This is a genomic window from Paenibacillus turpanensis (genome assembly GCF_011421635.1).
In the GTDB taxonomy this organism is placed as follows: Bacteria; Bacillota; Bacilli; order Paenibacillales; family YIM-B00363; genus Paenibacillus_AK; species Paenibacillus_AK turpanensis.
The window spans coordinates 213,235-225,855 of record NZ_WTLI01000002.1; the positions used below are offsets into that span (position 1 = coordinate 213,235).

Annotated in this window: 13 protein-coding genes; 8 read left to right on the forward strand and 5 right to left on the reverse strand. The window is 51.4% G+C overall.

All coding sequences use genetic code 11. From position 1 onward, the window contains the following. The first annotated feature begins 21 nt into the window (after positions 1–21). The 3 genes from araD (at position 22) to araA (ending at position 4,055) form a co-directional block, all read left to right on the forward strand. Positions 22–732 carry an L-ribulose-5-phosphate 4-epimerase gene (araD, locus tag GQS10_RS02590; protein WP_166238922.1) on the forward strand — a complete coding sequence of 237 codons (711 nt, stop codon included), beginning with the start codon at positions 22–24 and terminating at the stop codon, positions 730–732. Further along, positions 729–2,402, forward strand: a complete 1,674-nt coding sequence (locus tag GQS10_RS02595; protein WP_166238700.1) for a ribulokinase — start codon at positions 729–731, stop codon at positions 2,400–2,402. The genes araD and GQS10_RS02595 overlap by 4 nt, the downstream gene beginning before the upstream one ends. 162 nt (positions 2,403–2,564) lie before the next feature. Further along, complete coding sequence (gene araA / locus GQS10_RS02600) at positions 2,565–4,055, forward strand: L-arabinose isomerase (RefSeq protein ID WP_166238702.1); 1,491 nt, start codon at positions 2,565–2,567, stop codon at positions 4,053–4,055. 134 nt (positions 4,056–4,189) lie between these two features. On the opposite strand, the gene GQS10_RS02605 is transcribed toward araA, so the two are convergent. Further along, positions 4,190–5,590: a methyl-accepting chemotaxis protein gene (locus GQS10_RS02605; RefSeq protein WP_166238704.1), complete on the reverse strand. Its 1,401-nt coding sequence runs from the start codon at positions 5,588–5,590 to the stop codon at positions 4,190–4,192. Between the two features lie 264 nt (positions 5,591–5,854). Here GQS10_RS02605 and GQS10_RS02610 point away from each other — a divergent pair, with 264 nt between their 5' ends. The 5 genes from GQS10_RS02610 (at position 5,855) to GQS10_RS02630 (ending at position 8,624) form a co-directional block, all read left to right on the forward strand. Further along, complete coding sequence (locus GQS10_RS02610; protein WP_166238706.1) at positions 5,855–6,463, forward strand: DUF421 domain-containing protein; 609 nt, start codon at positions 5,855–5,857, stop codon at positions 6,461–6,463. A gap of 118 nt (positions 6,464–6,581) precedes the next feature. Continuing rightward, positions 6,582–7,262: a spore coat protein gene (locus tag GQS10_RS02615; RefSeq protein ID WP_166238708.1), complete on the forward strand. Its 681-nt coding sequence runs from the start codon at positions 6,582–6,584 to the stop codon at positions 7,260–7,262. 110 nt (positions 7,263–7,372) lie between these two features. Then, positions 7,373–7,516 carry a hypothetical protein gene (locus GQS10_RS02620; RefSeq protein WP_166238710.1) on the forward strand — a complete coding sequence of 48 codons (144 nt, stop codon included), beginning with the start codon at positions 7,373–7,375 and terminating at the stop codon, positions 7,514–7,516. Between the two features lie 15 nt (positions 7,517–7,531). Then, the gene (locus GQS10_RS02625) at positions 7,532–7,906 is read left to right on the forward strand and encodes a DUF4363 family protein (RefSeq protein WP_166238712.1); all 375 of its coding nucleotides are present in this window, start codon (positions 7,532–7,534) and stop codon (positions 7,904–7,906) included. Positions 7,907–7,937: 31 nt separating this feature from the next. Beyond that, entirely contained in the window at positions 7,938–8,624 is a 687-nt protein-coding gene (locus GQS10_RS02630) for a DUF421 domain-containing protein (RefSeq protein ID WP_166238714.1), read from the forward strand. A 50-nt stretch (positions 8,625–8,674) separates the two neighbouring features. Here the strand turns inward: GQS10_RS02630 and GQS10_RS02635 are convergent, their stop codons facing one another. The 4 genes from GQS10_RS02635 to GQS10_RS02650 all read right to left on the reverse strand — a co-directional run bounded on the left by GQS10_RS02635 (position 8,675) and on the right by GQS10_RS02650 (position 12,621). Beyond that, positions 8,675–9,790, reverse strand: coding sequence for an aminopeptidase (locus tag GQS10_RS02635; RefSeq protein WP_166238716.1), 1,116 nt, complete (start codon positions 9,788–9,790; stop codon positions 8,675–8,677). Positions 9,791–9,845: 55 nt separating this feature from the next. After that, complete coding sequence (locus GQS10_RS02640) at positions 9,846–10,796, reverse strand: hypothetical protein (protein ID WP_341804995.1); 951 nt, start codon at positions 10,794–10,796, stop codon at positions 9,846–9,848. Beyond that, positions 10,793–11,209, reverse strand: a complete 417-nt coding sequence (locus tag GQS10_RS02645) for a globin domain-containing protein (RefSeq protein WP_166238718.1) — start codon at positions 11,207–11,209, stop codon at positions 10,793–10,795. The genes GQS10_RS02640 and GQS10_RS02645 overlap by 4 nt, the downstream gene beginning before the upstream one ends. A gap of 92 nt (positions 11,210–11,301) precedes the next feature. Next, the gene (locus GQS10_RS02650) at positions 11,302–12,621 is read right to left on the reverse strand and encodes a YkoP family protein (RefSeq protein WP_166238720.1); all 1,320 of its coding nucleotides are present in this window, start codon (positions 12,619–12,621) and stop codon (positions 11,302–11,304) included.

The window sequence follows — 12,621 nt, forward strand, 5'->3', positions numbered from 1 at the left end:
TTTTTAAGGAGTTGATCTATGGTGCTCAAATCGCTAAAAGAGGCCGTACTGGAAGCAAATCTTGATCTGCCAAAGTACGGCCTCGTTACGTTTACGTGGGGCAATGTAAGCGGTGTCAATCGTGAACTCGGTCTCGTCGTCATTAAACCGAGCGGCGTTCCCTACGAAAAGCTGAAGCTAGACGACCTAGTCGTACTTAATTTAGACGGTGAAGTGGTCGAAGGAAACCTGAAGCCTTCCTCCGACACCCCGACTCACCTCGCGCTGTATCGCGCGTTTCCTGGAATCGGCGGCATCGTGCATACGCATTCCCCTTGGGCAACGAGCTGGGCGCAGGCCGGCAAGGACATTCCGGCGCTTGGTACGACCCACGCCGATTACTTCTACGGCACCATCCCCTGCACCCGCCGCATGACCGAGGCGGAGATCCAGGGAGCATACGAGCTGGAAACCGGCCATGTCATCATTGAGACGTTCCGCGAGGCGGGAATCGATCCGGTGCAGATGCCCGGCGTGCTGGTTAACTCCCATGCCCCGTTTGCATGGGGAAAGGACGCGCACGACGCGGTGCATAACGCGGTCGTGTTGGAAGAGGTCGCCAAGATGGCGCTGCATACGTTCGCGCTGAACCCGGCGGCTGAGCCGATGCAGCAGGTGCTTCTCGACCGCCATTTCCTTAGAAAGCATGGCGCCAATGCCTATTACGGACAAACCGGAGGGATCACAAAATGAGCAAAAAATACGCAATTGGAGTCGACTACGGGACGGAGTCGGGACGCGCGGTATTAGTTGACTTGGCCGACGGCACAGAGGTTGCCGAGCATGTGACGCCTTACCCGCACGGCGTCATCGACGAGGCGCTGCCGGAAAGCGGCATTAAGCTCGGGCATGAATGGGCCCTGCAGCATCCGAACGATTACCTTGAGGTGCTGAAGCGTTCCGTGCCGGCAGTCATGCAAGAGTCGGGCGTGAACCCCGACGATGTCATCGGCATCGGCATCGATTTCACGGCCTGCACGATGCTGCCTGTGGATCCGCAGGGGGAGCCGCTGTGCTTTGCCCCGGAGTGGAAGGACAACCCGCACAGCTGGGTAAAGCTGTGGAAGCATCACGCGGCGCAGGATGAGGCGAACCGCTTAAATCAGATCGCCGAGGAGCGCGGCGAAGCGTTCCTGCCGCGCTACGGCGGCAAAATTTCGTCCGAATGGATGTTTGCGAAGGTATGGCAAATCCTCGACGAAGCGCCGGACGTATACGAGAAGGCGGATCTATTCCTCGAGGCGACGGACTGGGTTGTGTCGCAAATGACCGGTACGATTTTGCGCAACAGCTGCACCGCCGGCTACAAGTCGATTTGGCATAAGCAGGACGGCTACCCTGCGGCCGAGTTTTTGAAGGCGCTCGATCCGCGGCTGGAAACGCTGATCGAAACGAAGCTGCGCGGCGAGGTCGTGCCGCTCGGCACCAAGGCTGGCGGCCTCACGGAGCAGATGGCCGCGCATATGGGCCTTCGCCCAGGCACCGCCGTGGCCGTTGGCAATGTCGACGCCCACGCGGCTGTGCCGGGCGTCGGAGTGGTTACCCCAGGTAAGCTCGTGATGGCGATGGGCACCTCGATTTGCCACATGCTGCTCGGCACGAAGGAGCAGCGTGTGGAGGGCATGTGCGGCGTCGTCGAGGACGGCATTATCCCGGGCTACCTCGGGTACGAGGCCGGCCAATCCGCCGTCGGCGATATTTTCGCCTGGTTCGTGGAGCAGTGCGTTCCCGCTTACGTGCATGAGGCGGCTACAAAGGAAGGCGTGAACGTGCACGTTTGGCTGGAGAAGCAGGCTTCCCAGTATCGTCCGGGCGAATCCGGGCTGCTCGCACTCGACTGGTGGAACGGCAACCGCTCCATTCTCGTCGATACCGAGCTGAGCGGTCTAATGCTCGGCTATACGCTTCAGACGAAGCCGGAGGAAATGTACCGCGCGCTGCTTGAGGCGACGGCTTACGGCACGCGCACGATTATCGACGCTTTCCACTCCAATGGCGTGGAGGTACACGAGCTGTACGCCTGCGGCGGCCTGCCGCAAAAGAATCGGCTGCTCATGCAGATTTACGCGGACGTAACGAACCGCGAAATAAAGATCGCCGATTCGAAGCAGACTCCGGCGCTTGGCGCAGCGATGTTCGGCGCGGTCGCGGCCGGCTCGGCGAACGGCGGCTACGATACGATCGTCGAAGCGGCGCAGAAGATGGCCCGCGTTCGTGAGGAAACGTTCAAGCCGATTAAGGAAAACGCGGAAATTTACGAAAAGCTGTATCAGGAATACCGCCTGCTGCATGATTATTTCGGACGCGGCGCCAATGATGTGATGAAGCGTTTGAAATCGATCCGTGATTTGGCACGTTCCTAATTTATAGCTTCAACCCGTCTGGTGCCCGGGGCTCAGCACTCGCCATTCGGCGCTCGGCACTTGGCACCGGCGTAACCCGTTTTGATCCATTTTGATCCACTTTTCATCCAAGCTTCTCCATTCTCCAGCATAACGCTGTCATTATTTAAGGAGGAATCATCCATGATCGATATTATTAAGGCTTATGAATTTTGGTTTGTAACCGGCAGCCAGCATCTGTACGGCCCGGAAACGCTCGAGCAGGTCGCGGCCCACTCCCGCGAAATGGCCGAGGGTCTGGACCAGGATTCGGCAATCCCCTGCAAAATCGTATTTAAACCGGTGCTGACGACACCGGATGCCATCCGCAGGCTTTGCCTCGAAGCAAATGCAGACGAAAACTGCGCAGGCATCATTACGTGGATGCATACGTTCTCCCCTGCGAAGATGTGGATTGCCGGCCTTTCCGAGCTGCGTAAGCCGCTGCTTCACCTGCACACGCAGTACAACCGCGATATTCCGTGGGATTCCATCGACATGGATTTCATGAACCTGAACCAAGCGGCGCACGGCGACCGTGAATACGGCTTTATCGGCGCGCGTATGGGCGTTGCCCGTAAAGTTGTCGTCGGCTACTGGGAGGACCCTGCGGTTCGCGCCCGCATCGGCGGCTGGGTGCGTACGGCTGTCGCTGCCACGGAAAGCCGCAAGCTGAAGGTCGCCCGCTTCGGCGACAATATGCGCCAGGTCGCCGTGACCGAAGGCGACAAGGTGGAGGCGCAAATCCGCTTCGGCTGGTCGGTGAACGGCTACGGCATCGGCGATCTTGTCGCCAAGATGAACGAAATTTCGGACGCTGAGGTGAACCGCCTCATGGACGAATACGCGGAGCTGTACGACATCGTTCCTGCAGGCCGCACGGACGGCGCTGTACGCGATTCGATCCGCGAGCAGGCGCGCATCGAGCTCGGCATGAAAGCATTCCTGACCGAAGGCGGCTTCGGCGCCTTTACGACCACCTTCGAGGACCTACACGGCATGAAGCAGCTCCCTGGTCTCGCTGTACAGCGTCTCATGGCCGAAGGCTACGGCTTTGGCGGCGAGGGTGACTGGAAAACGGCGGCGCTAGTCCGTTTGATGAAAATCATTGCCGGCAATGAAGGCACCTCCTTCATGGAAGATTACACCTACCATATGGAGCCGGGCAACGAGCTTGTGCTTGGCGCACATATGCTGGAAATTTGCCCGACAATCGCGGCGACGAAGCCGAAGGTTGAGGTGCATCCGCTCGGCATCGGCGGCAAGGCCGATCCGGCGCGTCTCGTCTTTAACGGCCGCAGCGGCAAAGCCTTGAACGCCTCCATTATCGATATCGGCCATCGTTTCCGCTTACTCGTCAACGAGGTTGATGCTGTAGAGCCGACACAGGAAATGCCGAACCTGCCGGTTGCTCGCGTGCTGTGGAAGCCGCAGCCGTCTCTGCGCGATTCTGCGGAAGCTTGGATTCTCGCCGGCGGCGCACACCACACGGTATTCTCCTACGAAGTAACTACCGAGCAGCTGTTGGATTGGGCCGAAATGATGGGGATCGAGACCGTCGTGATCGACAAAGACACCTCCCCGGTTCGTTTCCGCAGCGAGCTCCGCTGGAATGAAGCGGCTTGGAGAAAGTAACCATTTTCGATTATAGATAACGTAAAAAACAAACGGAGTGCGGACCAAAGACGTCTGCACTCCGTTTGTATTCTAGCCGTATCCATTCGCTACTGTTCGTTCACAAGAAAGCTCGTTAACATTCAATACCGAACCTACTGAACAACCTCTTCTAATCTTCTCATCATATCCTTCAGCCGATGTATCGATTCCACAATTTCATTCATATGCTGCTGCTGTACTGTGGAGCTTGCCAATACCTCTTGAACCGATGCGGCCGTTTGCTCTGTAAATGCTGCAACCGTGGATACCTCCTGCACAACGGTTTGCGAAGACTGCTGCAGCCTGCTGTTCTGATCGCGGATTTGCTCCGCCTGCTCCATCACTTCAGCCGTATTGAGATTAATTTCGGCGAATAAACGTTCTACATTATGAGCCGAGGCTTTCCCTACTTCCGTAGCGTCCAGTCCGTTCTGCACGAGCAAAGAGGCATGCTGCACACGTTGTTGAATCGAGCCGAGAATGCCCGATATATCGGTCGATGCATCCTGCGCAAGCTGCGCCAGCTTGCGAATTTCCGTGGCGACAACCGAAAATCCGCGCCCGTGCTCGCCTGCCCGCGCGGCTTCTATGGAAGCGTTCAAGGACAATAGATTGGTTTGTTCCGCGATTTCCCGGATAGTTGATACAATGCTCCCGATCTTTTGATTTTCTTCATTCACCTCATTCATTACACCGGAAGTATTGACAACAATGTCGTTAATTTCTTCGATTTTCCCGGACAGCTCCTCCATCTTTGTTTGTCCTTCCGTTGTATATGCCGAGGTCGTTATTGCTTTATCGCTTAATTGAATAGAGGCGTCCGTTGCCGTGCGCACATTGTCATTTACCTGCTGAATGGCATCAGAGATATCTGATACACTTGCCGATTGTGTTTCAATTCCTCTCGCGATTTCGTCGAACGCCGAGACGAGCTGATTCGTGATTTCCCCTGTATCTGTCGCATTTTTATTAAGTATCCCTACCGATTTCCCTAACACCTCGACGGAAGCTTTAACCTCCGTCAACACTTTCTCCACACGCGCTTTGGCCTCTTCCGATGCGGCGGCCGCAGCCTCCTGTCTCCTTGCTATTTTCTCGCCAATGATACACTGTGCCAGTAAGGAAGCCAATATAATGACCAAATACACATTCATATACAGTGCTTTTTCTGCTTGAAAAATTTCATTCGTATGTAAAAAATAATTGATCATGGCAATGCCCATCACACCGTTGACTAGCAGCGGACGATAGTTCTGATAAATCGAAATAAGCGCGAAGGCAAAAAATAAAATTAATAAATTGCTGAATTGAGCAGCGTCTTTAATGAAGAAAAATGTTAAAATACTTAGCCCTAAGGATACTAAATACATGATATAAGGCACGGCGATTCGTTTCCAATTCAAAATCAAGCAAAGGACTCCAACAGGCAAACCGAAGATCGCCAGCGTGATTTTAATCGATACTGAAGCTACCCCCATTCCAAGGAGAATAGCCCCGAATAGTAACATAATCATCAATCTGTTTCTTTTGTGCAGCTCCACGAATTGTTCCGACGACATTAATGACATAAATAAACATTCACTCCCGGCTGTCATAATTTTGCAATCCTATAGGATTCGACACAAAGCTCACTCAAACCTTCTAATTCGACATATTTCAAAAATAGTTACTATTATTTTCTCCGAATGGTCAAAGTTTTCATCGAATGTATCTCGTTTTCTGGAAAGGGAAACGCTAATTGTAAAATTCAACCTTACAGAAAGGCAGGGATACGCACTATGCAATGGAGTTGGGTGTGGCAAACACTTCTCGTTTTCTTCGTGGGCACGCTCCTATTGCGGATCGGCGGACGAAAGTCCATTTCACAAATGAATCTTGCACAGGTTGTTGTAATGATCGGTATCGGCTCCTTACTGATTCAGCCGCTGACCGGCCAAGGCTTAGGTGTTACTTTCGGGGTCGGTCTTATTTTGGTCCTCGCTATGGTACTTACCGAATACCTGGAAACTAAGGTCGACTGGTTTGAATCTCTCGTTACAGGCAAAGGCGTCCCTATCGTAATCAACGGAAAAATTCAAGAGAAGCAAATGAAAAAAATGCGCATTTCCGTTGACCGCTTAGAAACAAGGTTGAGACAAAACGGCATCAAATCGATCGATGACGTCGCATACGCAACACTGGAAACGAATGGCCAGCTCGGTTATTCCTTGAAGCCGGCGAAACAGCCCGCTACCAAAGAAGATCTGGACAATCTTAAATTATGGCTGGCCGAACAGCTGCATTTGCCAAAGCCGGATGCCCAGCTTCCGAGCAACGACTACCCGCCGCTGTTTGTAGAAACCCAAACAAAGCAGCATGCCAAGCCCGTTCCGAAGCATTTGCAGTAATAGCTTACTTAGAAAGGCTCACTAGAAAAATGCATTCTGAGATGAATAGTTGACCCTATCTCCGTGAATACTATTTGACGGTAAGAAATACCAATTTAATGTAGGAGGCTATACCCGAATGAACCATAAGTTAGGCGCACATGAAGTATTGGAAGTCCATGAGGTTTTGTCCGAAGGCATTAACATGATCAACAACCTACAGTTGTACCGTCCGCATGTTCAGGACGCAAAACTGGCGCAAATCCTCGACCATCAGCTCGCTTTTGTCAACGATGAATACAACTTGATGGTTCAAGCATTAAACGGTCAAGGCCGCGTTGATGCAGTACCTTACCGTGCGCCGAAAAATTTCCAGCCGCAATACGGCCTGCGCAACCCAGGTCCGCTTGCGCCGAACCAATCGATGAATCAATTAAACGATCAAGATATTTCCTGCGCAATGCTGAGCCTGCATAAATCCGGCGCTGCTTTCAAAATGATCGGTGCGCTTGAGTGCTCCGACCCTGATCTTCGCCGCATCATGCAGCAAAGTGCAATAAATTGTGCGGAAATGGCATATGAAGTATGGCAATACATGAATCAAAACGGATACTATCAAGTTCCGACAATGAAAGAAGTAACGACGCAAAACATGATTCAAGCTTACCAGCCGTCTCAAGGTGCAATGATGGGGATGAATGCGATGCACATGGGCGGTATGGGCATGAACAACATGCACAATACGATGAATACAAATGCAATGCGTTCCCCGAATACAATGAACACGATGCATGGCATGAACAACCACATGCATCAATAAGTTTCCAAGCCTATCCGCTGATTACAGGTCAGCGGATTTTTTGGCCTTCATCCTATTACATATTTTTACGATGGTTACAAAAACTACTCTCATCGATGGGAGGTGATCGTATGAACAAAAACAAAAATATGAACGCTCCGAAGGCGAAGACCGATACTCGTAATGCTTCTGAGCATGCGGAGCAGGTTCTAAAAAATCACGATAAGCTCAATCCGGGTGAAAATAACCCGATTTTCGGACAAGAGACCCATTAATGGAGGCTGGTACTCTTGCGCACCAAATGGATTACCTTTTCTCTTCTTACTTTCATTTTGCTTCTATTCGGCGGGTTCTTTGCGGTGCAGCAAACGTTGTTCCGAAAGGAGCCCACTCTGCTTACTTACATGGATAACCTAATTCAGGAATCGCAGGAGCAGGCGTGGGATCAAGCGGAACAAACCGTGGAGGAGACAAACCAATTGTGGCGCCGTCTGCGGATGCTGGCCATGTTTCATTTCGCAACAGAAGATTTTGAATCGATTGAGGACAGCTTAAGCCGATTGCAAGGCTCCGTCCGTTCCAAAGATGAAGCCGAGGCAGTCATTGAAGCACATGTGATGCAGGAGAAATGGAAGACGCTGCTGAAGTGGATCCCCGAACCTTGAGCCAAAGGAGTGTGCAGCCGATCTGTCCGAATTGATCGTTTACATTAGCCGCTGCCTGGTCATGTTTGTCGCCGCTTGGACGGGCATTCGCTTTCTCGGCAAAAAAACGATCGCCCAGATGACCGGTTATGAGCTCGCAGGGCTGCTTCTGCTGGCCACGGTTGCTGCCGAGCCGATCTCCTATAAGGTGCCCTTTAAGGCAACGATCGGCGTCTTAGTCATTAGCCTTTGCACCTATCTAGTGAGCTGGATGGCGCTCAGCAAATGGTTTTATAAGCTGGATTCGCAGCCGGATGTCATCGTAGTCCAAGGAAAAATTGACCGAAAAGCGCTGCGCAAAACAAATATCAACCTTCCGTTCTTCTTATCCATGCTTCGCTCCCAAGGATACTCCAGCATCTCGGAGGTCGAATTTGCCTTAATCGAACCGAACGGAAGTCTGTCGGTTATCCCTAAGTCGCAGGAGCGCCCATTAAAAGCGAAGGATCTCGAGCTTCCGACTCCAAAGGAAAGCATCTGTTTGCCTCTAGTGCTGGATGGTGAAATCCAATATAACAATTTAAAGTATGCTAACCTTACCACAGAGTGGCTTCATGATACGCTTCGCATACGCGGTAATTTACGGCCGGAGCGCATTTTTTTAATGGAGCTTGATGCGCAGGGCGGCATTTATATCGACATGATGCATGATCACATCAAAAAACCAGAGCTGTATTAAAAAAAGCGGACCGGACAAGGACGATGCCTCCGGTAACCGCTTTTTGTTCGTTACTTCAAGTTTTCTGGATTCAGCGCTTGAAGCTCAGGGATAACAAACCGACCGTCCTTACGGATCAGCACGCCGTCAAAATAAATTTCGCCGCCGCCGTAATCCGGACGCTGAATTTGCACCATGTCCCAATGGACGGAAGAACGATTGCCGTTATCCGCATCCTCATATGCCTTACCTGGGGTAAAGTGGAAGCTTCCGTCAATCTTCTCGTCAAAAAGGATGTCGCGCATCGGCTTTTGAATAAACGGATTTACGCCAATTGCGAATTCTCCGATAAATCGAGCGCCCTCATCCGTGTCCAAAATATCATTCAACCGCTTCGTATCGCTGCTTGTCGCCTCAACAATTTTTCCGTTTTCGAAGCGAAGCTTTACATTCTCAAAATTCGAGCCTTCGTACACCGTTGGCGTGTTGTAGGTGATCGTGCCGTTTACGGAATTTTTCACTGGCGCCGTGAACACCTCGCCGTCCGGGATATTGTTTGCGCCTGCACATTTGATCGCCGGAATGCCTTTTATCGAAAAGGTCAGGTCCGTGCCAGGTGCTGTAATTCGGACTTGATCGGTCCGCTGCATCAAATCCACAAGAGGATCCATCGCCTCCGACATTTTACCATAATCCAAATTGCACACTTTAAAATAAAAATCCTCGAACGCTTCCGTGCTCATGCCGGCCATTTGCGCCATATTCGGACTCGGGTAGCGCATCACGCACCACTTGGTATTATTAATTCGTTCGTCGTATACCGGACGCTGTGCAAAGCTGAGGAACGCCTGCATCTGCTTTTCGGGCACATCGGACAGCTCGGATACGTTATCTCCACTGCGGACAGCCACATAAGCGTCCATTTGCTTCATCCGGTACAGGTCAAATTCAGCCTGCTTTTTATATTGCTCTTCGCCCGCTTTCATGTACAACGAACGGTTTAACGATGGGTCCTGGATATGTACAAATGGCTGCGCACCGATGGCGTAAGCTTCTTCGATAAAGCATTTTGCAACCTCATGATCTTTCAGCCCGATTAAATCGATCAGCAGCTTTTCGCCTGGCTGAAGCCGAACAGAATAATTCAAAATATTTTTCGCAAAGGTGACGAAACGAGGGTCTCTCAACGTATTTCCTCCTACGGCTTGGAATAGTTAACCAGTGTTTGATTTTTTCATTTTATCATGATTGAGGCGCCATCGCCACGTAAAGCGCCATTAAACCGAACAACAGTAGGCAAAAATTAACTAATACAAACAAGTATCGCAGTCCCGGAGAGCGATGAAATTGAAACGGAGTTTTAAAAGTCCCTTCTCCTTCGATAAGAAACATAATGAGCAGGGTGTGAACGATCGTATGCCCGACAATTTCTTTAAAGCCGAACACCGTTGTTGTTGCAATAAATACAAGCGTCACTACGATCGAAATGAACCGGCTTAAGATTCCCACAATGAATGTCCAAGCAAGCCCCATTTCAATAAATGCGGAGATCAGTACAAAATCCTCAACCGAAAAGCCGAAGGTCGGGATGCCGTGCCCAACCACGATATCGTAGGCAAGCTCCGGCATCGTCATTTTTTCCAAAGCAACCCAAGCTAGGGAAAGCCCCGTAAAAAAATATAAAGCCGGTGTTGCCGTGGGCCGAAGCTTCGTATTCCATACCACCAAAAAGTAAATGATGCCGACATAAAACACGTAGTCCAGCGCATGGAACAAGCCGTACTTAGCGATCGCTGTTCCGTACAGGATACTGAGGAACAGAGCGCTTAAAGGCAGCGTCCTTTGCAGCACGAGCCCCGCCAATACCAGCACCAGCAGCACCGTTATCCAAGGCTGGTCGGCCACAAGCTCAGGTGAAAGAAAGCTGTTCGTGATCAGCTGAAACACAATACTAAGCGCAAGCCCAATGCGCAGGATTGCTGCAATATACGGCTGAGCGCTGTCGAGCCTGCGATGAATCCCCGCAATGAAGGAAATTCGCTGCAGCGGTTCGTTAAACACAGCGGACAATAAAAGCCCTGCCAGCGTTACGCCGAGCCAAAACAAAAACGAGCCCGTCACTACATCCGGCATGGGCAGCGGGTCCTGCCATTTTCCCGTAAACCATTTCACATGTGTATAGGCATGAATCACTGCGAAGCTTCGCCTCCCTCTGCTGTATTCACCATAAAGTGAGCAACCTGTGTTAACCGCTCGTACAAAAAGCTGCGCGCTTCCCCCTCCAAACCGATTTCATCCATCGCTCCACGCATGCACGAAAGCCAAGCTTCGGCCGCGGCCGGTGTGATTGGAAACCGCATATGGCGGGCGCGCATCATCGGATGTCCAAATTCCATCGTGAACAACGCAGGACCACCTGTAAATTGGGTCAAGAACATAAATTGCTTCCGTTTGATTTCTTCGAAACCACCGGTAAACAAGGGGCCGATAACCTCATTGACTGCCACACGGTCGTAGAACGCATCCACCAAACGGCGTATTGTCGTTTCCCCGCCAATATGTTCATACAGGGTTATCGCTTGTCCATTTTCATGATTGTTTTCCATAGTCGTTTTCTTCTCCTATCCTATGGGGCTAGTATCCCCAGAAAATGCCTTTCTACCAAGACAAAAAAAGAAGCGGCCCCGTCGGCCGCCTATCATTGCGCAGTTCGGGTAGCCGCCGATTCGGCCTGCGCCCCGTACCGTGCGGTAAGCTCAGTCATAGACATCGCTAAAATTTTCGGAACGAGCAGCTCGCTGCGTTCATGAAGACGTTCTTTCCCCCGTGGATGAATGACGTTCATAAGAAGTGTTAAATACCATTTCGATAAGACCGCAAATGTTCCTTTGGGCAGTTCAGTCACCGTAAAACCGAACTGCTCTACCCCCCGGTTAATCATCGTAACTCCGTACAATGCTTTAATTTGCGCGAGATCCGAACGCTGCCGCAGCATCACAACTAAGTGAGGCAAGGCCCGATCCATCGCTCGAATCAGCTGAATCGCCAAATGCATGGACGAACGGGATTTCGATCCAAGCTGATAAAGGATTCCGTTGTCGAGATGAATTTCCGCCACCTTATCACCGCTCTGCAGCACTTCACCGTTGTTGAGACGGATCGGCGGACCGGAATACCTTGTTATCCGTAAATGCAGGAAGCTGTCCTTCGGCGACACGGGCTTGAGCTTAAATAAGACATGATAAACCTTTTCCCAGCCCAACCACAGCGAAACGAGCAATTCTTTTCCCAACAAGCTGAGACGTCCGGGTGCGGAGCTGCGATCCTGCACTAAGCTGTCTACACCGACAAAACGGTATCCCTGCCGAGTGACTTCGGGAATGTACTCCTCCAGCGCCTCAAGCATGTACTTCGGTGCATCCTCATTTGCCCCAAAGGTAAGGCCGCAGTCGTGCAGAAGAATAATTTGACCGGCGCGGAGGCGCTTCAGCAGCCGCTCCTTCAAACGCTTCGTCCCGACCCTGCTCCTCCAATCTCCAACCATCACGGACCATAATACAATTTGGTAATGGTGGCGGGTGGCAAAATCGAAAAGATTTAAAATCCCCCAAGGCGGCCTGTAGAAAACAGGCTGAGCTCCTGTTATCGAATGGATGATCTCGGCTGTCTTCGCAATTTGCTGCTTAACGGTTTTTGGCTGCATTAGCCAATTGCTGCGATGCGTATAGTTATGTATGCCGATGATATGACCTTCCTCGTGCATCCGTTTAATGATGTGGGGGTAAAGCTCAGCATTTCTGCCAATGATGAAAAACGTTGCCTTCACCTTGTGCCGTTTCAGCAAATCCAGAAGCATCGGCGTATAGACGGGGTCAGGGCCGTCGTCAAACGTCAGTGCGATGCCCGAACCCACGCCTCCCCGTTTCAACACCCTGTAACCGAACAAACGGCTGACCAGCCCCGGCAAAAAGGCATATAACGAAAAGAAATAAAAGAGCCATATCAGCAGATTGCCCAC